The sequence below is a fragment of the Corallococcus sp. M7 genome, assembly GCF_054512695.1.
The window spans coordinates 7036817-7062805 of record NZ_CM137252.1 but is presented as its reverse complement, the minus strand read 5'-3'; the positions used below and the strand labels follow the sequence as shown (position 1 = coordinate 7062805).

16 protein-coding genes and 1 pseudogene are annotated in these 25989 nt (G+C 70.6%); 8 read left to right on the top strand and 9 right to left on the bottom strand.

Going from position 1 to position 25989, the window contains the following annotated elements; genetic code table 11:
- Positions 1-30: 30 nt before the first annotated feature.
- From ACX114_RS28240 to ACX114_RS28230, 3 genes are all read right to left on the bottom strand, one after another.
- Positions 31-825, bottom strand: a complete 795-nt coding sequence (locus ACX114_RS28240; RefSeq protein WP_459289541.1) for a pseudouridine synthase — start codon at positions 823-825, stop codon at positions 31-33.
- Between the two features lie 47 nt (positions 826-872).
- Complete coding sequence (locus tag ACX114_RS28235; protein ID WP_043323852.1) at positions 873-1091, bottom strand: hypothetical protein; 219 nt, start codon at positions 1089-1091, stop codon at positions 873-875.
- 101 nt (positions 1092-1192) lie between these two features.
- Positions 1193-1924 (bottom strand): RNA methyltransferase, encoded by a 732-nt coding sequence (locus ACX114_RS28230; RefSeq protein ID WP_459289539.1) that lies wholly within the window; start codon positions 1922-1924, stop codon positions 1193-1195.
- 344 nt (positions 1925-2268) lie between these two features.
- On the opposite strand from ACX114_RS28230, the gene ACX114_RS28225 reads away from it, so the two are divergent.
- Positions 2269-7983 carry an alpha-2-macroglobulin family protein gene (locus ACX114_RS28225; RefSeq protein ID WP_459289537.1) on the top strand — a complete coding sequence of 1905 codons (5715 nt, stop codon included), beginning with the start codon at positions 2269-2271 and terminating at the stop codon, positions 7981-7983.
- Positions 7984-7988: 5 nt separating this feature from the next.
- Positions 7989-10348, top strand: a pseudogene (gene pbpC, locus ACX114_RS28220) (penicillin-binding protein 1C).
- Between the two features lie 3 nt (positions 10349-10351).
- Here pbpC and ACX114_RS28215 read toward each other — a convergent pair.
- Entirely contained in the window at positions 10352-11374 is a 1023-nt protein-coding gene (locus ACX114_RS28215; RefSeq protein WP_459289535.1) for an NAD(P)/FAD-dependent oxidoreductase, read from the bottom strand.
- A 68-nt stretch (positions 11375-11442) separates the two neighbouring features.
- On the bottom strand, positions 11443-13278 hold the full coding sequence (locus tag ACX114_RS28210) for a CotH kinase family protein (protein ID WP_459289533.1): 1836 nt from the start codon (positions 13276-13278) through the stop codon (positions 11443-11445).
- Positions 13279-13603: 325 nt separating this feature from the next.
- Between ACX114_RS28210 and ACX114_RS28205 the strand changes: the two genes are divergently transcribed.
- Complete coding sequence (locus ACX114_RS28205) at positions 13604-14074, top strand: hypothetical protein (protein ID WP_459300308.1); 471 nt, start codon at positions 13604-13606, stop codon at positions 14072-14074.
- A gap of 2 nt (positions 14075-14076) precedes the next feature.
- Here the strand turns inward: ACX114_RS28205 and ACX114_RS28200 are convergent, their stop codons facing one another.
- A complete protein-coding gene (locus ACX114_RS28200) occupies positions 14077-17661 on the bottom strand; it encodes a tolB protein precursor protein (protein ID WP_459289531.1) in 3585 nt (1194 codons plus the stop codon).
- Between the two features lie 183 nt (positions 17662-17844).
- Between ACX114_RS28200 and ACX114_RS28195 the strand changes: the two genes are divergently transcribed.
- A complete protein-coding gene (locus tag ACX114_RS28195; RefSeq protein WP_459289529.1) occupies positions 17845-19296 on the top strand; it encodes an LVIVD repeat-containing protein in 1452 nt (483 codons plus the stop codon).
- A 15-nt stretch (positions 19297-19311) separates the two neighbouring features.
- The gene (locus ACX114_RS28190) at positions 19312-20400 is read left to right on the top strand and encodes an EAL domain-containing protein (protein ID WP_459289527.1); all 1089 of its coding nucleotides are present in this window, start codon (positions 19312-19314) and stop codon (positions 20398-20400) included.
- On the opposite strand, the gene ACX114_RS28185 is transcribed toward ACX114_RS28190, so the two are convergent.
- From ACX114_RS28185 to ACX114_RS28175, 3 genes are all read right to left on the bottom strand, one after another.
- The gene (locus tag ACX114_RS28185; protein WP_459289525.1) at positions 20390-22045 is read right to left on the bottom strand and encodes a hypothetical protein; all 1656 of its coding nucleotides are present in this window, start codon (positions 22043-22045) and stop codon (positions 20390-20392) included. The two genes, ACX114_RS28190 and ACX114_RS28185, sit on opposite strands and share 11 nt — an antisense overlap.
- A gap of 85 nt (positions 22046-22130) precedes the next feature.
- Entirely contained in the window at positions 22131-23456 is a 1326-nt protein-coding gene (locus ACX114_RS28180) for a flavin monoamine oxidase family protein (RefSeq protein WP_459289524.1), read from the bottom strand.
- Positions 23457-23585: 129 nt separating this feature from the next.
- A complete protein-coding gene (locus ACX114_RS28175; protein ID WP_459289522.1) occupies positions 23586-24182 on the bottom strand; it encodes a hypothetical protein in 597 nt (198 codons plus the stop codon).
- 284 nt (positions 24183-24466) lie between these two features.
- Here ACX114_RS28175 and ACX114_RS28170 point away from each other — a divergent pair, with 284 nt between their 5' ends.
- The 3 genes from ACX114_RS28170 to ACX114_RS28160 all read left to right on the top strand — a co-directional run bounded on the left by ACX114_RS28170 (position 24467) and on the right by ACX114_RS28160 (position 25984).
- Positions 24467-24751 (top strand): hypothetical protein, encoded by a 285-nt coding sequence (locus ACX114_RS28170; protein WP_206800318.1) that lies wholly within the window; start codon positions 24467-24469, stop codon positions 24749-24751.
- Positions 24752-24890: 139 nt separating this feature from the next.
- The gene (locus tag ACX114_RS28165) at positions 24891-25454 is read left to right on the top strand and encodes a hypothetical protein (protein WP_206791674.1); all 564 of its coding nucleotides are present in this window, start codon (positions 24891-24893) and stop codon (positions 25452-25454) included.
- 95 nt (positions 25455-25549) lie between these two features.
- Positions 25550-25984 carry a tetratricopeptide repeat protein gene (locus tag ACX114_RS28160; protein ID WP_120530743.1) on the top strand — a complete coding sequence of 145 codons (435 nt, stop codon included), beginning with the start codon at positions 25550-25552 and terminating at the stop codon, positions 25982-25984.
- The last annotated feature ends 5 nt before the right edge of the window (positions 25985-25989 follow it).

Sequence of the window (25989 nt, the reverse complement as noted above, 5' to 3'; positions counted from 1 at the left end):
CCCAGGCCGGGGGGCCAGGGCACCGGGAAGTCAGTCCCGGCCCGAGTAATTCAGCTTCTCGCGGACCTCTTCCTCGGTGAGCAGCCGGAAGCCGCCCTCGGGGATGTCGTCCAGGGTGATGTCACCCACCGCCTCCCGGTGAAGCGCGCGGGCGGGCAGTCCCACGGCGCCCAGCATGCGCTTCACCTGGTGGTGGCGGCCTTCGGTGAGCGTCACCTCCACCGTGTGCTCGTCGCGCACGCGCACCCCGGCGGGGCGGGCGGGGCCGTCATCCAGCATCATCCCCTGGCGCAGCGGCTCCACCTTCGCGTCGTCCGCGGTGCTGAACACCGTGGCCACGTAGCGCTTGGGCAGGTTCGTCTCCGGGGACGTGGCATGGGCCACCAGCTTGTCGTCGTTGGTGAAGAGCAAGAGGCCCGTGGTGTCCACGTCCAGCCGGCCCACGGCGTGCCAGGTGAAGCGGTTCAGCTCCAGGGGCAGTTGGGGCAGGAGCAGCTCGAACACCGTGCCCGTGCGGTGCTGGCGCGCGGTGGAGGTCAGCACCCCCGCGGGCTTGTGGAAGGCCAGCACGTGCGTGGGCGCGCCCTTGCGCACCGGCATGCCGTCCACCTTGATGACGGCGTCGGGTGGCACGGGCGTCAGGGGCGTGGTCGCCACGCGGCCGTTGACCGTCACGCGGCCCGCCTTGATGGCGGCCTCCGCCTCGTCCTGGGGCATGGCGCCCGCGCGGGCGAGCGCGCGGGAGAGCCAGTCCGGCTTCTCCTTGCCCTCCCAGCGGTTGGGGCGGGGCGGGGACTTGGGGGGCCGTTCGGGCTTGCGAGGCATGGGCGCGGCACTGTAGCCGCGCTTGAGGCGGCGGCGTGCTCCTTCAGTTAGTGCCGGACCGGTTCGTCGGGGTCATCCCCCTCGGCGGAGCCCGGTGTCGGGCCCGGCTCGTCGCCGTCCGCCATGCGGTGGGACTCCTCCTCCAGCCCTCCGTCCTCCGCCGTCCCGGGCGTGCGGCCGGGTTCCTCGAAGACCTCTTCGTGGGCGGGCGCCTGACGGCCAGGGCCGGGCTCGGTGCCTCCCACGATCATCGATTCGTAGGGCATGTGGTTCACGCGGTGCTCCTTTCCGTGCGGTTCGGACGTTCCAGGAAAGGTAGCGACGCGCGGGCATCCCGCCGCGCGGCGCCGGGTGTCCCCCTGCCTGCTCAGGGGTCGTCCCTGCCGGGGAAGTGCTTGCGCACGGTGTGCAGCGCGGCCAGCCAGAGCCGGGCCTCGTTGCGCGTGAGCCGGGAGCGGCGCAGCGGCGCGACCAGGTCCCGCACCGCCGTGCGCCCGGGCTGGGCGTCCACGAGGAATCCGCCCGCGCCCAGGAGCGCCTCCAGCGTGGCCTCCACCCGTGAGAGCTCCGCGTCCGTGGCGGCCAGGGGCAGGGGACCCGGCGGCGGCGCGCTGTCCGCCAGGTGCGCCATGCGGACCTCGTAGGCGTAGAGCAGCACCGCCTGCGCCAGGTTGATGGAGGGCTGCTCCGGCGCGGTGGGCACCGCGGACAGGTCGTGGCAGCGCTCCACCTCCGCGTTGGTGAGGCCGCTGCGCTCATCCCCGAAGACGAGCGCCACCGGCCCCTGCTTCGCCCTCGCCACCAGCTCCTCCCCCACGGCCCTGGGCGACAGGCGGCGCTTTCCCTCCACCTTGCGGGAGCTGGTCCCCACCACCCAGACGCAGTCGGACACCGCCGCGTCCAGCGAGTCCGGGCGCTTCACCCCACCCAGCACATCCTCCGCGTGCACCGCGAGCCGGTGGGCGGGGCCCAGGTCCTCCACCTCCGGCGTCACCCAGGCCCAGTCGGACAGGCCGCAGTTCTTCAGGGCGCGGGCGGCGGCACCCAGGTTCTCCGCGTTGCGCGGGCGCATGAGGACGAATCGGACGGGCAGCACCATGGCGGCGCACCCTACCGCCCCGGTGCACGTCGCAGGGACCCCAGTTGACCGGCGGGCTTGTCCCGCCGGGCAGAGGCCTCATTGACCGGCGGGCTTGTCCCGCCGGGCAGAGGCCCCATTGACCGGCGAGGTGTCTCACCGCCAGTCTGCACCGCGAAATCCCGCGTCCCGCGCGTCCAGCAGGCCACCCGCGAGTGTGGCTGCCCGGACACCCTGTGGGCCCGCGGACGCGCACGGGGGAGCGCCGGCACGTGGTCGCCGGGCCGCACTTCCCGTGCGCCTCCAAGGCCCCACGCGCGGCACGCGGCATGAAATCGGTTCCGCCGCCACCCCCTGGAGGAAACATGTCCCCGCAGTCCGCAGTCCCGCCGAAGGCCGCGCGCACGCTCCGTGCCCGCTGGCTCCTGCCGGCGTTGCTCGTGGGCGCGCTCGCCGCCGGCTGCAAGCAAGAGCCCGCGAAGACGCCGCCCGCCGATTCGTCGACCGCCATGGCGACCGACGCCGGCACGCCGTCCCCGTCCACGCCCGCGCCGGTGCAGGCCGCGAAGCTCACGCCCGTCATCCACGAGCTGGCCAGCGAGAACTCCGTGCCCCTGGGCGTGGTCATCGAGTTCGCGCTGCCGGTGCGCCCGCGCTACGAGAGCGTGGACGGCACCCGCGTCACGTTCTCTCCGGAGGTCGCGGGCAGCCTGAAGTGGACGGGCCCCTCGTCGCTGCTCTTCACGCCGTCCACGGGCTTCGCGGCCGGCACGACGTACACCGTGTCCGTGGACGCGGTGAACACCGACGCGGGCATCGTCCAGCCGGCGTCGTTCCGGGACTGGCGCTACAACTTCTCGACCTACGCCTTCAAGTTCTCCCAGGTCTACCCCACGCGCATGGACCCCCTGAAGGGGCTGGTGGAAGCGCACGTGGACTTCTCCGGCCCGGTGGACCTGGCCGCCGTGCGCTCCCGCATGAGCTTCCGCGTGGGGAACGCCGCCATCAGCGACGTGAAGTGGAGCACCCGCGCGGACACGCGCAACTCCCTGTCCGTGGCGCTCACCCACCCGAAGCTCAAGCCCGGCGCGACGGTGGAGTTCTCCCTGCGCGAGGGCCTCACGTCCGCGGGGACCGGCTCCAAGGAGCAGGCGCCCGCGACCACGGGCAGCTTCGTGGTGAACGGCGGCAAGCGCCTGGACATCACCTACGTGAGCCTCCAGGAGGGCTCCAGCGGCTACTTCTACGAGGTGAGCTGCCGCGACGTGGCGGCGGACGCCCCGGCGAGCCCCACCGACGAGCAGTGGGACTCGTACTATTACGACGACGACAACAAGGGCTGCTCGCTGAGCGACGCGGTGGCCCAGGACGCCATCCGCTTCAAGCCGAAGGTGAAGTTCTCCGTGGCCCCGTCGCGGCGCGGCTTCCGCATCTTCGGTGACTTCAAGCGCGGCCCGCACACGCTCTCCATCGCGGAGGGCACGCTGTCCGTGGGCGGCGGCACGCTCATGGGCGCCTGGTCGCGCGGCTTCTCCGTGCCGGCGCGCCAGTCCCAGGTGCGCTTCAACGCCAACGGCCGCTACCTGCCGCGCAGCGCGTGGCGCAACCTGCCCCTGCAGCACCTCAACCTGGAGGAGGTGACGCTCACGGTGCGCAACATCCCGCCGGAGAACCTCGTCTTCTGGATGGGCAGTGACTACTCGGAGAGCGCCGACGAGCGGACGAGCAACGTGCTGGTGCGCAAGGCGGTGCCGCTCAAGTCCACGCCGGACGCGCTGCTCACCACGTACATCGACGTGGCGTCGCTCGTGCCCGCGAACACGCGCGGCCTGGTCGAAATCCTGGCCGAGCGCGGCGACTACAAGGCCGCCGCCCGCATCCTGCTCACCGACCTGAGCCTCGTGGCCAAGCGCGGCGGTCCCGCCGTGGGCTCCAAGGACTCCGGCGAGGTGTGGGTCTGGGCCCTGGGCCTGGAGAGCACGGAGCCCCTGTCCGGCGTGGAGGTGTCGCTGGTGAAGAAGAGCGGGCAGGCCGTGGCCCGCTGCACCACGCAGGGCGAGGCGGGCTGCCAGCTCAAGGTGCCCGCGCCCGGTGTGGATGAGAGCGCCCCGTTCGCGCTGGTGGCGCGCAAGGGCGACGAGCTGACGTACCTCAAGTACGACGAGCTGAAGACGGAGATCGCCAACTCGGACGTGCAGGGTGAGCCCTACCGCGCCGAGCAGCCGTACCGCGCCTCCATCTGGTCCGACCGCGGCGTGTACCGCCCCGGTGACACCGCGCACGTGGCCGCGGTGCTGCGCGGCCAGGACAACCTGGCGCCGCCGGTGGGCATGCCGGTGGAGGTGCGCGTCATCGACCCGCGCGAGCGCGAAATCCGCAAGGTGACGCTGAAGACGAACGCGGCGGGGCTCGTGGCCTTCGACCAGGCCTTCGCGGCGTTCCAGGACACGGGTCACTACTGGGTGCGCCTCAAGGTGGCGGACCGCGACCTGGCCTCCTACGCGGTGAACGTGGAGGAGTTCGTCCCGGAGCGCATGAAGGTGACGGCCAGCGCCAGCGCGCCGGGCTACGTGCAGGGCACGGAGATTCCGGTGGGCGTGGAGGCCGCGTACCTCTTCGGCGGATCCGCCGAGGGCAGCCCGGTGGAGATGACGTGCCGGCTGGAGTCCGTGCCGTTCAAGCCCAAGCAGAACGCCCAGTACACCTACGGCGTCTGGCGCCAGGACGGCAACGCGCCCCGGCCCGTGACGCTGGGGCAGGTGAAGGGCACGCTCGACGCGAAGGGGCAGGCGCTCCTCAACTGCCCGGCGCAGGCGGCGTCCGGCCCCATGAAGGGCGCGGCGCGGCTGTCCGCGGTGGCCAGCGTCTTCGAGTCCGGCAGCGGCCGCTCCACCATCGGTGAGGCCACCGTGCCCGTGCATCCGGAGGCGTACTACCTGGGCCTCCAGGCCAACACGCAGAAGGTGAAGGCGTCCACGCCCTTCACGCTGACCGGCGTGGTGGTGGACTGGAACGGCCTGCCCTTCACCGGGGACAAGGCGCCGAAGACGGTGCAGCTGGAGTACCAGCTGCTCGAGGAGAACTACGGCTACTACTACGACGAGGAATCCGGCTACGAGCGCTACCAGCGTTACCTGCGCCCGCAGCGTGAGGGCGAGGCGATGGCGAAGGTGGAGAACGGCCGCTTCACCGCGACGGTGCTGCCGGGCCGCGATGGCGCGGGCTATCTCGTGCGCGCTCGCGCGGGCAACACCCAGACGGACCTCGCCATCGAGGGCGAGGGCCGTTACTACTGGTGGGGCGAGGGCTCGCGCGTGGACCAGACGCCGCGGCCCCTGAAGCCCACGGCGCTGGACATCTCGCTGCCCGCCAAGGGCAAGGTGGGCGAGGCCCTCACCGTGAAGCTGAAGGCGCCCTACCGGGGCCGCGTCCTCTTCACCGTGGAGACCGACCGCGTGCTCACCACCGCGTGGAAGCAGGTGGAGCCCGGCGAGGTGTCCTGGTCGTTCACGCCGTCCGAGTACGCGCCCAACGTGTACGTGAGCGCGTTCCTGGTGAAGGACCCGCACCTGGAATCCGCCCAGGCGTTCATGCCCGACCGCGCCTTCGGCGTGGGCAGCATCGCGCTGGAGCCGGTGGACTTCACCCAGGCCGTCTCGCTGACGGTGCCCAAGGAGGTGAGGAGCAACGACACCCTCTCCGTGGACGTCGCGGTGGAGGGCGTGGAGGGGCCCACCTTCGCCACCGTGGCGGTGGTGGACGAGGGCATCCTGTCCCTCACGCGCTTCCAGAGCCCGGATCCGCTGAAGGAGATCTTCACGCGGCGCGCGCTGGGCATCCAGACCTACGAGACGGTGGGCTGGGCGCTGCTGGTGCCGCCGGGCGGCAACTCCAGCTCCACCGGTGGTGACGAGGGCGGCGCGGAAGGCCGCGTGCAGCCGGTGAAGCCCGTGGCCCTGTGGAGCGGCGTGGTGGAGGTGCCCGCCAACGGCAAGCTGAAGGTGCCCTTCAAGCTGCCGCAGTACCGGGGCGCGGTGCGGGTGATGGTGGTGACGGCGGGAGCGAAGCGCATCGGCCGGGCCAGCGCGCAGGTGCTGGTGCGCGACCCGCTGGTGCTCCAGACGACGCTGCCGCGCTTCCTCACCCAGAACGATGAGATTCAAATCCCGGTCTTCGTCACCAACCTGTCCGGCAAGGCGCAGGACGTGAAGGTGTCGCTGTCCGCGGAGGCGCTGGCGGTGCCGGGGCTCGCGATGCCGGAGGGCCTGGGCTCGCCGCTGGAACTCAAGGGCAAGAGCGAGGGCCGCGCGAAGCTGGAGGACGGAAAGTCCCGCACCTTCGTCTTCCAGGGCCGTGCGGTGCAGTCGGTGGGCGCGGCGCGGCTGGTGGTGAAGGTGGAGGGCGGTGGCTACACTTCCACGGAGCAACTGGACGTGCCGCTGTCTCCCGCGGGTCCGCGTGAGCGCAGGATCCAGCAGGTGGAGCTGGCGCAGGGCACCACGGACCTGAAGCCGCTGCTCGCCGGCTGGGTGCCCACCACGGAGCGCACCAACGTCTGGGTGACGAACAATCCCTACGCGAAGTCGCTCCAGCACCTCTCGTACCTGGTGCGCTACCCGTACGGCTGCATCGAGCAGACGACGTCCTCCACCCGCCCGCTCTTGTTCGTGAGCCAGTTGGTGGAGCGCGTGGATCCGACGCTGGTCTCCACGGCGAAGGTGGAGGACATGGTGCAGTCGGGCATCAACCGGGTGCTGTCCATGCAGACGCCCTCGGGTGGCTTCGCGTACTGGCCGGGCCAGACGGAGCCGGTGGCCTGGGGCACGGCGTACGCGACGCACATGCTGCTGGACGCGCGCAAGCTGAAGTACCCGGTGCCGGACGACCGCGTGGACAGCGCGCTCGCGTGGATCGGTGACGAACTGACCCGGAAGGAGGGCCGTCTGGGGCAGGACGACCACTACGGCCAGCACGCGGAGGCGTACATGCACTACGTGCTCGCGGTGGCGGGCAAGGGGCGCAAGGCGCGGGCGCAGGCGATGGTGAGCGTGCTGGAGACGGCGGCGAAGAAGGCGGCGCTCGGCGGCGAGGACCAGGAGGACCTGTACATGCTCAAGGCCGCGCTGTGGCTGTCCGGCGACCGCCGCTACGAGAAGGAGCTGCGCAGCCCGGACGTGTCCACCGTCACCGATGACCGTCGCAACAGCTGGTCGTTCTATTCGGACCGGCGCCGTCGCGGGATGATGCTCAGCACCTTCCAGGACCTCTTCGGCGACGCGCCGGAAGGGGAGCCCTTGGCGCGCATGGTGGCGACGGCGCTGTCGACGCGCACGTCGGCGTACTACTCGACGCAGGAGCTGGTCTGGGGCATCACCGGCCTGGGCAAGCGGCTGCAGGGCACGGCGACCAGCTTCTCGCCGCCCACGCTCACGGTGGCGGGCAAGACGGTGGCGCCTGTCGCGGAGAAGGACGCGCGCGTGTCGGACCGCACGTGGGCGCTGGCCCGCGCCAGCGAGCGCGCCAGCATGACGCTCGACCTGAAGGAGAAGGGCGGCGGCAACGTCTACCTCATCCTCAACAGCGAGGGCGTGCGCACCACGCCCGAGGCGAAGGCGGGTGGCGAGGGCCTGACGCTCAAGCGCACCTGGCGCTCGTTGGATGGCACCGCGCTGGACCTGAAGGCCCAGCCGGTGAAGCTGGCGGACCTCATCTACGTGGAGCTGGAGGTGACCAACACCCGGGGCGAGCGCGTGCAGAACATCGCGCTGGTGGACCGCCTGCCGGCGGGCTGGGAGATTGAAAACGCCCGCCTGGGGCGCGGTGGCAGCGTGGACTGGGTGGACGCGGATTCGCTCTGGGCCGCCGACTACGTGAACGTGCGCGATGACCGCATGGAGGCGTTCGGCACGCTGCAGGCCCATGAGACGAAGAAGCTCGTCTACGCGGTGCGCGCGGTGACGGCCGGCAGCTTCACCCTGCCGTCCGCGGAGGCCGAGGCGATGTACGACTCCTCCATCTGGGCCCGTGAAGCCGCGGGCACGGTGCAGGTGGCGGGGCCCTGGAAGGACGACCTGCTCTAGGCCCCATGCGTCGCATGCGTCTCAACGTGAAGAGGTGGGCGGGGGTGGCGCTCGCGGGGCTCGTGCTGTTGGGCACGGGCCTCGTGGCGGCCTGGTGGGTGCCGCTGCCGGAGCGGTTGGCTGCGCCTCCCTCGGTGGTGATGGCGTACCGGGACGGGTCGCCCGCGTACGTCTTCCTCGCCCCGGACGAGCGGTGGCGCATTCCCGCGCCGAAGGACCGCGTCGACCGGGCCTATGTCCGCGCCCTCCTGGCGCTGGAGGACAAGCGGTTCTTCCAGCACCCGGGCGTGGATCCGCTCGCGGCCCTGCGCGCCCTCGGGCTCAACCTGAGCCGGGGGCGGCGGGTGTCGGGAGCGTCCACGTTGACGATGCAGTTGGTGCGCGTGCTGGAGCCCCGTCCCCGCACGTTCACCTCGAAGGTGATTGAGTCGTTCCGCGCCGCCCAGTTGGAGGCGCGGTTGTCCAAGCAGGAGGTGCTGGAGGCGTATCTCCAGTTCGTGCCCTACGGGCGCAACGTGGAGGGCGTGGAGGCGGCGGCGCTCGCGTACTTCGGGCACACCGCGCAGCACCTGAGCCCGGCGGAGATCGCCACGCTGCTGGCGGTGCCGCAGAACCCGAACCGGCGCTTCCCGTCGCAGGAGAACCGGGAGCGGCTGCGCTCGGCCCGGGACGACATCGCCCGGAGGCTCCTGGAGTCCGGAGGGCTGGTCGTGGAGGGCGTCGCGTCCGACGCGGTGCTGGCGGAGGTGCGGGCGACGGCGGTGCCGGACGTGCTCACGCCGTTTCCGAGGGAGGCGCCGCACGCGGCGGTGTGGCTCAAGGCGCAGCGGCCTGGAGAGACGTGGCTGGCGACGACGTTGGACGCGGGCACGCAGCGGTTCGTGGATCGCACGCTGGGCGAAGCGGCCCGGCGGTTGGACCGGCAGGGCATCCACAACGGCGCGGCGGTGGTGGCGGACCGGGAGACGGGCGAGGTGCGCGCGCTGGTGGGGAACTTCGACTTCTTCGATGAAAAGCACGGCGGGCAGATCATCGGCTTCGCCACGGCGCGCTCTCCGGGGTCGGCGCTCAAGCCGCTCTTGTACGCGCTGGGGATTGATCAGGGCCTGGTGGGGCCGGAGACGCTGGTGCCGGACATCCCGATGGCATACGGCGGCTACCAGCCGCGCAACTTCGACGGGCGATTCCTGGGACTGGTGCGGATGGAGTCCGCGCTGTCGCAGTCGCTCAACCTGCCGTTCGTGAGGCTGTTGGAGCGGCTGGGCGTGGAGGGCTTCCTGGGCTCACTGCGGCAGGCGGGAGTCACCAGCCTGGATCCGCGGCCGGGGCACTACGGCCTGTCCGCGGCGGTGGGCGGCTTGGAGTTGACGCCGCTGGAACTGACGGGCGTGTACCTGGCGCTGGCGGGGGATGGGCAGGTGCGTCCGCTGCGGGTGCTGGAGCAGGACACGGCGCCGAAGAAGGCCCAGGCGTTGGTGTCGCCGGGAGCGGCGTGGCTGACGCGGCAGGCGTTGGCGTTGAGGGATCGGCCGGACTTCCCGGAGCGGCGGCGGCTCACGGGGCTGCCGGCGCGGGTGCACTGGAAGACGGGCACGAGCTTCGGCAACCGGGATGCATGGGCGGCGGGCTCTGGTCCGAAGCACACGGCGGTGGTGTGGCTGGGCAACTTCGACCACGCGTCGAGCGTGCACCTGGTGGGCGCGGAGAACGCGGCCCCGCTGCTGTTCGACATCCTGGAAGGCATCGGCCCGCGAGGCACGGCGGTGCAGGAGGAGGACCCCGCGCCGCCAAAGGACCTGGTGAGCGTGGAGGTGTGCGCGTATTCGGGGCACCTGCCCACGGACGCGTGCACGCAGCGCAAGCGGGTGGACGCGGTGCGCACGGCGGTGCCGACGACACCGTGTCCGTACCACCACCGCGTGGAGGTGGACGTGGCGTCGGGGCTGGCGGTGGGGCCGGGGTGCAGGGACGGGCGCAAGACGGAGTCGCGCGTGTACCTGACCTGGCCGTCCAGTCTGCGCCGGTGGCTCGCGGAGCAGCAGCGTCAGTTGCCCGAGCCGCCGCCCCTGGCGCCCGGCTGCGTCGCGGGAGGCGAGCGCGACACACCGACGATCCTCTCACCACCGGAAGGGACGGTGGCGCTGCTCATCCCGGGCATGAACACGGAGGAGCAGAAGATCCCCCTGGAGGCGGAGGCCGCGCACGACCGCGAGTTGACGTGGTTCGTGGACGGAGCCGTCCTGGGAACCGCGAAGGCCGCGGAGCGCCTGTGGTGGAAGCCGAGCGTCGGCACGCACGACATCCTCGTCACCGACGACCGAGCCTCACCGCCCGCCGCACCTTGGTGGTGCGCGAGCGGCAATAGGCTTCAGCGTTCAGCGATCCGCTTCGCCAGCGCGACGCCGCTGAGGAACGCGCCCTCCACCCGGGGGCCCGCGCACCAGTCGCCACAGGCGCCCAGGCCCAGCGCCGCGTCGTACAGGGAGGTGTCCTCCAGCGGCGGTGAAGGCATCGCGAAGCGCCACCGGTGCGCCACGGCCTCCACCGCGCGCACGTCCCGGCCCAGGGCCTGGCCGAACGCCTCCACGAGTTTCGGAGCCATCGCCTCCGCTGACTCCTCCAGGTGCGCCGCGCTGAACTCCGGCGACCCGTGAAGCACCCAGCGATCACCGGGAGCCCGCCCCGGCTTGCTCGTATCCCGCGCCACCCACGACAGCGGCGAGTCCTCCACGAACGCGCCATCCAACTCTACCGCCACCGGCGCATCGAACCGGGCCATCACGGCCCAGCACGGAGACATCCGCGCGGTCGCAGCCTGGGCCGCCAGCGTGGGAGCCCCCGCCAGCAGCGGCACCGCCTGCGGCGCGGGCACCGCGGCCACCACCACCTCCGCGAGTCCCAGGTCCTCTCCCGTCTCCGACGTCAGCCGCCACGCCTGGCCTTCGCGCACCACGCGCTCCACCCGCACCCCGGTGCGCACGTCCAACCCATCCGCCAGCGCCTTCGCCACCGAGCTCATCCCCGGAACACCCACGTAACGCACGGACTCCTTCGCCGGAGTCACCACCCCACGCGTCAGCGTCCCGATGCGCCCGCGCCACTCCGCCGCGACGCCCTCCGCCACCCACGCCTCCACCAGCGCGCGGAAGAGCGGATCCCTCGCGGTGAAGTACTGCGCCCCGTGGTCGAACGTGCCGCCCTCCGCGCTCCTCCGCGTGGACAGCCGTCCTCCCGGCCCGCGCCCCTTGTCCAGCACCCGTACGCCGAAGCCCGCGCCCGTCAGCACCCGCGCGAGCGCCAGCCCCGACATGCCCGCGCCAATGACGGCCACGCGGGGCAGGGGACCGGAGCGGCGAGGCAACAGCTCATCCAGAACGCGAGAGGCGGGCATGGGCCGGGTGCTAACCCGTCCCTGCCCGCCCCGCACGCCTGCTCAGCAATCGATGTCCGCGCGTCGACTCAGCGCACCTCCCAGCCCTCCGCGCCCCGGACGTAGCGCTTGCCCGCTGGCAACTCGCCGTAGAACAGCGCGTCCTTCATGCCCACCACCGACGTGCCGTTGAACAGGCCCACCTCGCCCTTGGCGGGGAAGGTGATGCCCAGCGAGGCGGCCGTGAGCCGCACCGTCTGCCCCGGCGCCACCGTCGTGTTGCCCAGCACCGCGCCGATGGGGGCCTTCACGATGGTCGGCGCGTAGTCGCCGCCCGCCAGGCTCACCCGCAGGTTCGTGGTCAGCGTCATGCCCTGGAGCGACACCGCCTGCGTGCCGTGGTTGGCCACCTCCACCCATCCCTCGCGCGGGTCGAACGCCTCGAACACCAGCGTGGACTGCGCCGCCTTCAGCCGCTTCACCTCCGCCATCACGAACTCGCGGCGGAACTTCACGAAGCGCTTCATGTACGCCTTGCCCGCGCTGAACTTCGCGTAGTCCATGTACGGGTCGGTCTTCATGGACGCGTCGATCAACGCATGGAGCTGGTCGATGTACGGGTCCATCACCTTCGACGTGAAGAGCTCGTCCATCGCCTTGTCCAGCCGCGCCTCCAGCCGGGCGCGCAGCACGGGGTTGAGCACCACGCGCGTGCCCATGTTGGAGAACGTCGGCAGGTAGCCCGGGTAGCTGCCCTGTTCCAGCTTGCGCTGCTGGTACATCTTCTCCACCCAGCCATCCAGCAGCGTGAAGTTGAACAGCGGGTGCTTCATGTTGCTCGTGGAGGCGGACTGGTCCTCCACCGTGTTCGTGTACCACCAGCGCGCATCGACGTTGTTCAGGTCCCACGGCACGTAGCGCCAGCGCCCGGTGATGTCGTCGTGCAGGAAGTAGCTCTCGGAGTCCTCCACGAAGTTGTTGGACATCAGCGCGTCCAACACCATGGAGCGCACGTAGGACTCAATCTCCAGGTTCTTCTCCAGCGCGGCCACCAGCTGCGGCTCCGGCGTGTGGTTGATGACGTCCAGCACCTCCCACAGCGCGTCGTCGGGCTCGCTCTCGTTCGTCTTCTTCACCCAGTCGCCCTGGTAGGGCACCTTCCACGTCTTGAACTCCGTGTCCTTCCAGCCCGCGCGGTAGATGGTCGCGTCGTCGTCCGGGAACTGCCGCGCCTTGACGAAGGCCTTGTTGACCTGCTCCACCTCCAGGAACACGCCCTCGTAGCGGCCATTCACGGAGAGCCGCACGAACGTCGCCTTCGACGCCGGCACCCGCATCGCCGCCAGCAGGTCATAGGAGATCTTCTCGGCGATCATCGACGCGTCGGCGTACTCGGCGACCAGGTTGAGCGACGTGCGGCCCTCGAACTTGTCCTTGTCCGCGAAGCTGACGTTCCAACTCTTCTTGTCGAAGTAGCGCGCGGAGGCCCCGCGCAGCCGCACCTTCACCGGGAACGTCTTGCCGTTCGCCTGGAACGTCGCGTCCTGTTCCTCGGTCAACGGCTCGCGCATGAACTTCTCCAGCACCTCCGGAGGCATGATCAGCGCGTACTCCGGCACCGTCGTCTGGAGCTTCGGCAGCGTGTAGGGCCGCTCCACCTCTGGAACGGGCTGCGGATCCGTGCCGGCATCCGCGCTCCCGCCATCCCCGGGGTCGGTGCCCGCGTCCACCGAGCCGCCGTCGGAGGCCCCGGCGTCCGGCGTGCCCGAGTCCTCGGAGCCCCCGTCGGGAACCCCGGCATCCGAATCGCCGGGGTCCGTGATGCCGGGGTCGGTCACGGAGGGTTGTCCATCATCGGGATTCGATGTTCCGGCGCCACAGGCGGCCAGCAACATCGAGAGGCTGATCAAGAGTCGTAGACGCATCGCCCGACCCCAGAGCAAGGCCCATGCCTCCCTGCCAGGGAGGCGGAGGGAAACCGCTGTCGCCTGCGTGGAACGCCATGGGGGCGACGCATGGGCCCTGGATCGCCCAGCGGATGGAAAACTCTTTCCCTCCCCGGAATGCTCGCCTGCCCACCCCAGGCCCGCCTGCCTGCCCTCCACGACAGGGGGTGGAAGGCGTCACCGCCCCAGGGGCGGGCAGCCGGGCAACGGCCATGGCACTCCGCGCTGTGCACGGACGCAACCGCAGGACCTAGCTTCCTGGGAGCAGGCTGGAGGACGGCCCGAGTCCGTCAAGGGAGTGATGATGGAGTCCTGGAACCAGACCTCGACCGATGCCGTGCGCGCCCACGCGCCTTCCACGATGAACCGGCGCATCGACGCCCACGTGGAGTCGTGTGTCCGCTACATGGCGGAGCAGGGGGACCGCTCGGAGATGAGCCGGTACCTCGAAAAGCTGGAGCACGAGTGGGACGTGCACCGGACCCTGGTCGTGGGCGTCTCCGGGCTGGCGCTCGGTGGCCTGCTGCTGGGGCGCAAATCCGGCCGGGGCTGGGGCGTGCTCGGCGGCGTCACCCTGGCCCTGCTCCTCCAGCACGGCCTCACCGGCTTCGGGCCTCTCTCCGTGCTGGTGCGCGCGCTGGGCGTGCGCACCCGCCGGGAGATTGACCTGGAGAAGTTCGCCATCAAGGCCCTGCGCGGGGACTTCGAGCGCATCCCCAACGACGGGGGGCCGCTGGCTCGCGCCAACGCCGCCCTCGTCGCCGCGCAGTCCTGACCTCAGTGCACCATGGGCGTGGTGTAGCCGCCGCCCAGGGCGGGCATCAGCGCCGGTCCCGGCGTGGACGAGCCGGGCCTGCGGTCGCCCTTGGTGTCGAAGAAGCCGTTGAGGCCGGCGACGCCGATGGAGAAGTTCGTCACCCAGCCCTCGTCGGGCTTGCCCTCGGCGGCGTTGATGTCGAACGGCCGCGCGAAGTGCAGGCGCAACAGCAGGGGCCCCAGCGACAGGTTGAAGCCGACCACGGCGTTGAGCACGCGGTGGTCCCAGAGGTCCCTCGCGCCGTCGCCCACGCCGCCCATGTCCACCGCGGCGATGGCCTCCAGGTCGCTCAGGAAGGCCACCCGGATGATGTCGTTGAGGGGCAGCTGCGCCTCCACCGTGGAGTAGACGAAGTGCTGGCCCAGCAGCCACCGCTCGTCGCCGAAGTTCACGCCGCGCAGGGTGTCGAAGCTGGACAGGTAGTAGGAGCGCGCGTAGCGGCCACCCACCGTGGTGCCCGCGCCCAGGCGCGCGAAGAAGTTGGTGCGGCCGTAGATGGGGAAGTACCGCTCCGCGTCCAGGCGCAGGTTGCCGTACGCCTGCCCGTCGAAGGGCTGCACGCCAGCGGTGGCCTCCAGCAGCACGGAGCTGCCCGACAGCGGGCCCGTCGCGTAGTGGTACTTGATGCTGTCGTAGCCGACGCGGCCGCTCAGCTCCGTCTGGAAGCGGATGTGCTGGTTGTCCGCGCGCCACGCGGACAGGAGCTCCGTGTTCGACTCGTTGCGCTCCGGGAACGCCAGGTAGAACTCGCTGTAGTCATCCAGGAAGTACTTCGTGCCGCCGATGCTCAGGTCGCCCTGGAGGTAGAAGAAGGTGCTGAGCGGGTAGCGCAGGCTGCCCAACGCGCCGAAGTAGCGCTCCGACGACACGAAGAACGGCCGCTGGTCCGCCGGCAGGTCGTCGAACGTCTTGTCCACGCGGAAGCGCAGCGACTGGAACAGACCGGCGCCCCACGTCGTGCGCTTCTCGTCGTTGACGTAGAGCAGCAGGCCGTCCGTCAACTCGAAGGAGCCGTACACCGCCAGCGTGAGGACCATCTGGTGGTCGCGCAGCCGGTCGGAGGCGGACGCGAACACCTGGCCCACGAAGCCGCCACCGCCCGCGCCCGCGAAGCCGAAGATGGGCCCCAGCTCGATGTTCTCCCGCGTGAAGGGCCGGTAGGCCTGCGCGTCGGTGAGCGGCTTGAGCGCCATGGGGGAGGGCGGATCCGCCGCCGGCTCCTTCGCGCTCTCCAGCGACAGCATGCGCGGCGGACGCAGGAGGGACGGCTTCCGCTCGCCGCTCATGTGGAAGAGCATCCACAGGCCGCCGTCCGGGCCGGGGCCCGGCTCGAAGACGCCCGTCGTCAGGTCGGTGCGCCGCACGATGCGGCCATCCGCCAGCCGCTCGTGCAGGTCGGAGCTGCTCTTGTTGAAGGCCACGAAGAACACACGGCCGTCCGGCAGCGCCAGCGGATCCGCCTCGTCGCGGTCCTCGCTGGTGAGGCGCTCGGCCTGGCCCACCGGCGCGTCCGGCTTGATGCGGAAGAGGTTGTACTTGCGGTGCGACGTCGCGTCGGACGTGTAGATGATGCCGGACGGGCCCCAGGTGACCTGGCGCTCCGCGAAGACGTCGTCGGTGAGCTTGCGGATCTTCGCGTCCTCGCCCTGCGTGGTGTCCACCAGGTACAGGTCGCGCAGGCCCGTGTCGTTGATGCCGATGAACGCGATGTAGCGGCCGTCCGGAGAGAAGGCCGGTGAGTAGATGGCCAGGACGCCCTGCTTGTCGACGCGGTACGCATGCCGGTCGCCCGTCTCCAGCGTCACGTTGAGGCCCACCTCCGTGCCGATGCCCGTGCGCACCGCCGAGCGCCGCACCAGCACGTCCGTGGCCCGCTTCTCGGATTTGTGCACGTAGTCCTGCACGTACAGCACGTCGCGCCCGGTGCGCTCCGCCACGAACGCGAGCTTGTCCTTGGTCAGCGCGAAGTTGCGGCCGGACACCGGGTGCAGGGACTCCACGCCCGGCACGCCGTCACCCGCCACCTTCACCGTCTTGCCCGGCGTGCGCGGATCCGTGATGTACAGCCGGCTCTCGCCCGTCTCCGGGATGATGGTGCGCAGCGCCAGCACGTTGCCGTCCGGACCGCTGGCCATCGCCGTCACGATTCCCGGCGTCTCGCCAATCGAGTCCAGCGCGGGCGCCGTCTGCGACGACTCCAGGTACGTCTTGAACGACCGGCGCTTGAGCCAGTTCTCGAACCGCGCGGAGATGCGCTTGGGGTCATCCCCCGTCAGCCGCTCCAGCAGCTCCTCGAACTTGAGCGACGGTGAGTCGCGCGAGCCGCCCACCAGCCGAGGCGCCTCCTCCAGCAGCCGCTGCGTGATGCCCGCGCCGTACTCCTCCTCGAGGAACGCCACGCGCGCCTGGCCGACCTTGTAGATCCACAGGTAGCCGTAGGGCCCGGGGGAGAAGAAGTCGAGGAACGCGTAGCCCTTCATCAGGTCCGGGTTCACCAGCAGGTCCCGCACCATCATCTCCGCCTCGGGGTCCAGGCCGCGCTTGGCGTAGAACTCCGCCAGACCTTCGATGAACCACAGCGGATAGCCGCCCAGCGGATCACCGAACGTCTTGGCCTGCTCGGCCACGGTGCGCACCTTCTGGATGGTGAACTGGTGCGCCAGTTCGTGCGTGCTGACCTCCTCGAAGAGGTGGTGGTCACCCAGGTACGGCAGGGACAGCTTCAGGTCCTCCGTGGAGGTGACGCCCAGCGTGCCTTCAGAGACCGCGAACACGTTCGTCTGCAGGAACTCCGCGTAGCTGCTGTAGAGGATGTACGGGAACGTCTCGGTGGGGACGTACTTGAACTGATCCACCAGGTACCGGTACGCCTCCTCGATGATGGGGGCGGCCCGCTCGGCCACCTCGCGCTCACGCTCGTAGAAGTAGAAGCGCACGCCGCCCGTCTTCGCGCCCAGGTCCTTCGCGTAGGTGTATTTGAAGCCGGCGTCCGAGCTGCCCAGCATCAGCGGCGCGCCGGAGAACACCGTGCCGCCGTCCTCGCCGGTGACACCCGCGAGCGTGCCCGCGTCGCCCACGGTGCCGCCGTCCGCCAGCGCCACCACGCCCGGGGGCGGGATGCCGCCGTCGGGAAGGCCCGTGACGGTCGGCGGGATGCCGGCGTCGGACGCGCCCATGTCGAGCGCGACGCCGTCCGTCCTGGGCATGGAGTCACCCGGCCGGTTCGTCGGGACGTTGCCGGAAGGGGTGACCTCCGGCCCGCCCGGCGGGGACTGCGGGTCGCCCGTCTGGGGAGACGTGGTGGGGGCCTGTGGATTGGCGCCGCCCTGGGTTCCGGGCGGGTTCTCATGCGCGGTGTGATCCGCGGGCTTCGCCAGACCGGTGGCGGCGGGGTCCACGAGGATGTCGACATGCCGCCACTCGAACTCGTAGCTGTTCACGGGCGTCTTCCCCGCGCGGCGGGGAACGACGAAGACCTGGGCCAGCGCGAGCTCCGGCAGGAGCAGGGCCAGCAGCACGGCGATCACGTGCGGACGGGGGTTCAAAAAGCACCTCGGTACGGCGAGGAGACAGGCTATCAGGGGCCTGGAGGAAGGCTCCCTCTCCCACCGGAAACGCACAAGCGGTCCTTTTGTTTCTTTGCGTTGCGGTGGACGTCCCGGTGCTTCTCCCTCTGTTCACGCCGGGGGACTTGGCGGCGGTCGGGATGGCCCGGTATGGAGGAGGGAATGAATCGTCTCTCTCTCGTCGCCGCTAGCGCGCTCCTCGCCTTCGGTTGTGGCAAGGACAGTTCCGACAACAAGGCCGAGTGTCAGCTTGAAGCCATCGACCTGACCGGTTGTGACAGGTCGACGTTGAGTGTTGTCCAGGCCGAAGGCGTCTGGAATGCGAACATCAACCTGAACGACGGCTACTCGGGCCCTTCATCCATCCGTTTCTCGCCCGGCGATCCGCTCCTCGTCGGCCTGCCGATGACGACGAAGCAAGTCACCGCGGACACCTTCTTCCTGGCCGCCGACGTCGCGGGCAGCACGGAGGGCTCGACGGTGCGCTACGCGTTCGCCGGCTGCAAGGCCTCCGGGCCGGGCGAGGTGCTGGGGGTGGTGCGCGTGTGCGGCAACGGCTCGACGGTGAGCCAGGGCACCTTCACCGCGAAGCGCGTCGCGCGTCGCGAGGGCGAGGCCGAGTCCGACCGCGTGGCGCTGCTGGGCCAGGGCGTGCTGCCCCGAGGCGCCGCCAACGGCGTGGCGGTCGCGAACGGCTACGCCTACGTCATCGCGGGCAACGAGGGCATGTTCGTCTACGACGTGAAGGACCCCGCGCACCCGACGCTGGTGTCCGAGCACAAGCTCCCCACGGAGACGTACACCAGCACGCTCATCAGCGGCACGACGCTCTATCTGGGCACCTATTCGACGGGCATCCGCATCTGCGACCTCACGAAGCCGGAGGTCCCCACCTGCGACAAGACGGTGCTGGCGGACCTGTCGGTGCGCGCGGACAGCATGGCGAAGGACGGCAACCTGCTCTACGTGGCGTCGCCCCTGCCCAGGGCGGACATCGTCATCCTGGACGTGACCCAGCCGTCCGCGCCGACCCTCGTGGTGCGCTACACGGTGGAGGGCGCCTCGGCCGACCTGAGCGAGTACCCCTACGCCCTGGCGGTGCAGGACAACCGCCTGTACGTGAGCAACTGGAGCTACGGCATGACGGTGACGGACCTCGCGCCCCTGGCGACGACGGCGAAGTTGCCCAAGCTCCTGGGCCGCTTCGCCGGGCCCTCCACCAGCGCCCTGGCGGTGGGCAAGCTGGGGGATTCCACGGTCGTCTACCAGGGCTCGGACGCGTGGGGCTCCTCCATCCTCACGCTGGATGCCACGAGCCCGGGGTCCATCGTGCAGCGCGGCGAATTGCCGCTGCGGCCCGAGGCGACGCTGGGCGGCATGACGCTGTCGGGCACCACGCTCTACGTGGCCAACTACCAGGACGGCCTGCGGGTGTACGACGTGTCCACGCTGGGGACGCCGAAGGCCGCCGGGTACTTCAACACCTGGAACGAGACGGACGCGGGCCGGGGCAAGAGCTACTTCGACGGCCTTCAGGGCGTTCATGTCGCGGACGGGCTGGTGTATGGGTGGGACACCACGCGGGGACTGCTCATCTTCCGCCACACCCCGTGACGCCAAGGCTGTGTCATGACCCCGTTGAACGGATGCGGCCGCTGCCAGACCCTGCCCGAGACGCCGGATGCCCCGGGGCGTCTCTTCCTGTGGCCGCCATTGGGCCACAGCCTGGGCAAGCTGGTGGCCCACCTGCGTGATTCGGGGGGCACCTTCCAGCTGCGCACCGACGCGCAGTGTGTCGTGGTGGGGATGGAGGAGGGCGGCCTGCGGAAGCTCTCCGCGAGCCTGCCCAACGTGCTGACGGCGGAGGAGGTGCGGGGCACGCGCGCCCTCTTCGTCGAGGGCGACAGCGAGCCCGGCATGGCGGACTTCCCGCGCGTGGACTCACTGCAGCGGCTCACCACGCTGCATCAGTCCGGGTGGCTGGTGGACATGCTGGCGGAGTCGCGGCTCACCACGTTCTTCCAGCCCATCGTCCACGCGCAGGACACCTCGCGCGTCTTCGCGCACGAGGCGCTCCTGCGAGGCCGGGACCGGGACGGGGCGCTGGTGCCGCCGAACCGGATGTTCGACACGGCGCGCGAGGCGGACCTGCTGTTCCAGTTGGACCTGGCCGCGCGCACCACGGCCATCCGCGAGGCGGTGCGGCACCAGCTGCGCACGCACTTGTTCATCAACTTCACGCCCACGGCCATCTACGATCCGGCCTACTGCCTGCGCTCCACGGCGGCGGCCATCCGCGAGTCGGGCATCCCGGAGTCGCACGTCGTCTTCGAGATCATCGAATCCGACCGGGCCGCGAACGCGGCGCACCTGCGCGCCATCGTGGACTTCTACCGCGCGGCGGGCTTCAAGGTGGCGCTGGACGACCTGGGCGCGGGCTATTCGTCGCTGAACCTCATCCACCAGCTCCGGCCGGAGTTCATGAAGCTGGACATGGAGCTGGTGCGGGGCGTCCACGCGGACCCCTACAAGGCGTCCATCGTACAGAAGCTGCTGGAGATCGCCCGGCAGCTCGGCATCCAGACGGTGGCCGAGGGCATCGAGACGGCCGAGGAGCTGTCCTGGGTGCGCCGGCACGGAGTGGACTTCGTGCAGGGCTACCTCATCGCGAAGCCCGCGGGCGCGCCCGTGAGCAGCACTCCGCGCATCACGGATTGAGCAGCGAGTTGGCCGTGCCCGAGCGCTCCAGGCTCGCGGCGCGCGCCAGCCGCAGCTCTTCGCCCGCGCTCTGAAGGGCGATGCGCGCGGCGTAGATGTCCCGCCGGTTGGCGGCATCCCGGGCGTAGGCGATCTGCGCGCGGATGCGTTCGGCCTGGACCACGACGCCACCCTGACCGAAGGCCGCGGCGCTCTGGCGCACGACGGAGAAGTCCTCGTCGGCGATGTCGAGGGCGTTGTCCACGTCCAGCTCGCCCTGTTCCAGCGCCTGATCCGCGGCGAGCATCCACTGGCCCCCGGATTGGATCCGCGCCAGCCGCTGCTGCCGCGCGCGCTCGGCCTCGTAGGCGCGCTGCTCATGCGTATCCACCTGGGTCTGCACGGATTGGGTGCGCTCGGTGGCGAGCGTGTCGCGGGCTTCCATCTCCTGCTCCAGGTCCGCGATGCGCTGGCGCAAACGCGTCACTTCCTCATTGGCCGCGGCGGCCTGCGCCGCCTGTGCCTGGCCCTGCGCTGCCTGAGGCGCCTGCGTCGTCTGAGCCTGTCCCTGCGAGCCCTGAAGCGGCTGCGCCGGCTGAGCCTGCCCCTGTGCTCCCTGGGGCACCTGCGTCGTCTGATCCGAAGGCGTCTGAGCCGGCGCCGTCGTGCCCACACCAGTTCCTGTCGTACCCGAGCCACCCGTCGCGGGCGACGTGCCGACCGTACCCGCGCCACCCGTAGCGGTACTCGGCGTGGTGGTTCCGGTTTCAGTGGTGCCGGCTGTACCCGCGCCGCCCGTCGCAGGGGGCTGCGAGACGGTTCCCGCCGCACCGGTCGCACCTGTGCCCTCTGGAGCGGTGCTCGGCGTGGCGGCTCCGGTCGTACCGGCCGTCCCCGTATCGTCGGTTGTAGGAGGCTGCGTGGGGGCTCCGGTCGTGCCGGCCGTACCCGTGCCCTCCTGAGCAGCAGTCGGCGCGGCGGTTCCCGTCGTACCGGCAGCACCCGCGCCGCCCGTCGCGGTCCCCGGTTCCTGCACCGTCACGCTCGACGTATCCAGCGGTGCCCCGCCCGTGCCACCCGGAGCGACGTTGCTCGGAGCCGCCGAGGAGGTCGCGCCCATATCGTAGGCGCCGCCGAAGCCAGGGGCATTCGCCTCGGTCGTGCCCAAGGCCGGCGCAGTCCCCGCGGCACCCGTGCCCGTGGCTGGCTGCCCCGCAGTCGTTCCGGCCGCTCCCGAACCCGTGGTGGGCTGCTCCGTCGAACTCCCCGCGGTCCCAGCGCCTCCCGTACCCGTTTGAGGCTGCGCGGCCTCCGTCTCCGTCGACTCACCGGTGGAAGTCTGCTGCTCGAAGACGGTGGGGACGGGCGGCGGCACATACGTCTGGGACTGCTCGATCGCGACCTCGCCCGAAGTGACTGGCGGGTTCCCATCGGACATCAGGGGCGTCAGCGAGTAATAGCTGCCCTCGGTCGGATCCGTCGGGGCCTGGATGACATAGCCCTGGGGAGGCCGCGCACCGTTCCGGTCATCCGCGGCCTGCTCATAGGCATCCTGCAGGGCCGCCGCAGCCGGGTCTCTCACGGACGGATCATCCGGAGGCAACGGCTCCGGGTCGTACGACTGACCCATGCTCAATCCCGCGACGATGGCGATCCAGAGGCGCATGCTTTGAAGATGTCCACGCGCGAACGCTTCCACATCACCGCCAGCGCCCCTCCGCCTGCTCCTCCGCCAGGAGGACGGGAAGGGCTCAAGCCTTCGAGCGCCGGGCCAGCAACTCGTCCGCCGCGCGCCGTCCCGTCTCGAGCGCACCATGCACGGTGCCCTCATCGCCGCCCACGTGCGTGGCCTCACCAGCGAAGAAGAGCGTCCGGCCCACGGGCCTCGCGAGCGCCTCGACGGCATCCATCGCGCCAGAGGGGATGACCGCGTAGCCGCCACGCGTGTACGGCTCCGCCTGCCAGTCCTGCACGTGCCACGCTTCCAATCGCGTGTGCAGCTCCCGCACGGAGAGATGGAAGAGCCGTGACAGTCCCTGGAGCGCGCGACCCAGCACCACCTTCTCGCTCGAACGGGACAGCGACGCGGCGGCAGGGCCTCCACTCCAGCCCACCAGGTGCCGCGTGCGCCGGTGGGGCGACAGCGTCCACCACGTGGGGAACGCGGAGGAGGGCGCGTGGAAGAAGCCGAAGCGCGCGGTGGCCTCCTGCTCCCGCCAGAACGCCATGCGAAAGCGCAGGATGACCTTCACCAGGGAGCCCATCGCCAACCGGCTCCAGGCCCGCTCCTGCTCCCTCACGCGAGGCACGAATCGCACGGCCCCCGGCTCAGGCGGCTTCGCCTGCAACACGCCCAAGGGAAGCGTCACCACCGCATGCGCACCCCGGAACGTCCCGAGTGGAGTGCCCTGCCGGGTCCGCGCCCGCACGAGGACCGAGCCCGGTTTCCAGCGAACCTCCTCGGCCACGGCGTTGAGGAACAGCGTGTCCGGCTTCGCGAGCAGCTTCGCGGCCATCGCATGCGGCACGCGGTCATACCCCTCCAGCACGCGTGAAGGCGTCGTGCCCCCGGACTCATCCGCGGTCCGCTCCATCCGCGAGATGGCGAGCGTGCTCGCGATGTCCGGATCCGCCGCGTAGAAGCCCCGGACATACGAGCGCGCCATCGCGCACGCGACAGGCGGCCACCGGTGGATGCGCGCCTGCTCCGCCACCCACGCCGCGATGGGACGGTCTGGCCCCTTCGCGGACATCAGGGGCTCCTGGAACGCGAAGGCGTCCTCTCCGTCACCCAGCTTCCCGCGCCACAGGAGCGCATGCGTGTCGTTGCAGGGGCTCACCGTCAGCCCCGCCCGGCGGATGCGCCCCAGCAGCCCGGCGGGCCTGCCATGGACGAACTCCGCGCCCAGCTCCAGGGGCACGTCCGCCACCGTGTCCCGGAGCGTCGCCACGCGGCCGCCCACGCGGTCGCGCGCCTCCAGCACAATGACCCGCAGGCCCTTGCTCATCAATCGTTCAGCCGCGGCGAGCCCCGCGGCGCCAGCCCCCAGGATGACGACATCCGCCTCGTGGTCCATGCCGCTCCTGCTTCCGCCGCGCGGGAAGCGCCCATCATGGAAAGACGCGCGGCCCACCGGAAGAACGGGGGCCGCGAGCCGGGGTTCTCCTCCCATGCGGGAGAGGAACAGGGGAGGGGAGTGGCTGGACTAGTAGGTCTTCGGCGAGCTGCTGGAACCCGTGCTGGAGCCCGTGTCCGGGTTCATCGTGGAGTCGTTGCCCATGTCCTGGTTCTTGTCATCCATGCCCGAGCCGCCCGTGTCCTCGTTGATGGACGAGTCCGGCGCCATCGGGTCGGAGCCCGAGCCGCCCGTGCCCGAGCTCGGCGAGATGCTGGTCGCCATGTTCTTCTCGTCCTTCACCTGGAAGCTGGCGCGGATCTCCTGGCCCTCCTTCAGGCTCTTGGCGTTCTTCATGCTCGGGTCGGTGAACTGGGTGTTCTTGTCGACCTCCAGGGGCACCACCGCGCCGCTGGTGCTGCTGATGTAGACCTTCTTGCTGTCGCTCTTGACGACCTTGCCCGTCAGCTCGTTCGAGCCCGTCATGCTCGACGAGCCCATCGACTGCGCCCCGGACGACCCCGAGCCGCCCATGGCGTCCGAGCTGCCCGAGCTCCCGGAGGAGCCCTGCATGCTGCCGGACGACGTCGACGGCTGCTGAGAGCCCTGCGTCGTGCTGTCCTGGGCAAAGGCCACACCCGAACCCAGCAGCGCCACGGACGCGAAAACCCCAATGAGCTTCTTCATGGAATCTCTCCCGGATGATGTGTGAGTGGGACGGGGCGGCACCCTCCGGGAGCCCCCCGCTGGGAAAAAGCTAGGGGTGGTGGGAGTCGGGGACAGGCCGGAGGGGGAAGACCGCGTGCGTGCCCGTTCGGTCCCCGGCCCGAGGGACGTGGACCCGGACCGACAACCTGCGCTCCGGCCGCCGGGTGGGGTGCTTGAAGCCGATTCCGGATTCACCTAGCGTGCTGGGGAAAGAGCGGAGGCTGGCCGCATGGCCTGCTCCCCGCCAGGAGACCGTGACCTCGATGCCCCCGCCCGCCAGGCCCTCCGCGCCGCAGCCCCAGCCCCAGGAACTGCCTGTCCCGTCCTATCCCGCCGTCGAGACCTTCATCGAGAAGGCCTCCGCCAGCGACGTCCAGGCGCTCTTCGCCCCCGTCAAGGCGGGGCTCGCCGAGCTCAAGGGCCCCCGCGCGGAGATCGGCAAGAAGGCCCAGGCTGCGATCGCGCGGTCCGAGGAGCTGCTCGGCATGCTCGTGGACGTCCGCGAGAAGCTCGTCGCCGAGTCGAAGCAGTCCAAGGGCCGGAAATAACGGGGCTTTCGGGAGCCCGGACGATTTCTCGTCACCAGCAGGCAACCGGCGGCTGGCTCTCCCGATAATCATTGAAAGAGCCGAGGGATGATCCCGGGGCTCCCCTTTTCGAATCGCTGGCACCAGCGCGGAGGCTGAAATGGCAAAGATCGACAGCGGCATGATGGGCCCGAACCTGCGCATGAACACCCAGATGACCACGGCTCGGCAGACGCCGAACACGAGCTTTGGCGCGCGCGTGCAGAACGGCCTGAACAGCACCGTCGGCGCCGTGGGCGCGGGCGTGGGCGCGGTGGCGGGCTTCGTTCCCGGCGCGGGCATCGTCTCCGCCGCCGTCTCCTCCGCGCAGACCTTCTCCGGCGCCTCCGGCTCCGGCATGCAGGGCGGCCCGTACGTGGGCGTGATGAACACCGCCTCCGGCGCGGTGCCCTCCACCAACCTGCCGGGCGTCGGCGGCTCCGGCCTGCCCTCCACGGGCGGCTCCACCGGCCTGGGCACCAGCGTCGGCGGCGGCGCCTCGGGCGGCCAGGTGTCGGATCAGCTGAACAACAACAGCAGCCTCAAGACGATGATGGACGACAACGTCAAGCTGCTGAACCTCCAGTCGGCCATGCAGCACGAGTCGCAGCTCTTCACGGCTGTTTCCAACGTGATGAAGTCGCGGCACGATACGACCAAGAACTCCATCGGCAACATCCGCTAGTCTTCACGGACAGCGGAATCTGACCGGTGCAAGGAAGGCGGCCCTCGACGGCCGCCTTCCGTGCTTCCGGCGACAGGAAAGGAAGCGCGACGTCCATGGCGGAGACCCCTTCGGAGATTGCCAACAGCCTCGTGCCCCTGGCACGCCAGCCGGCCATGGTCCTGCTGGAGTCCGGCTACCTGTGGCTGGACATGGGTCACTTCGACAAGGCGAAGGAGGTCTTCGTCGGCGCCGCCGCGCTCATGCCCAAGAGCGAAGTGCCGCAGATCGGCCTGGGCGCCGTGGAGTTCGCGCAGGGCAAGCACGACAAGGCCCTGGCGGCCTACCGGGTCGCCCAGCGCCTGGCGCCCCTGTCGTCGCTGCCCCGGGCACACGCCGGTGAGGCCCTGCTGTTCATGGGCAAGGTGCCGGAGGCCCTCAAGGAGCTGAAGGCCGCCATCGACCTGGAGCCCGAAAGCGACGGCGCGAAGCTGGCCCAGGCGCTCATCCAGGCGAAGGAAGCGGGGGCCCTGCCTCCGCCGAAGAAGTAGTCGCG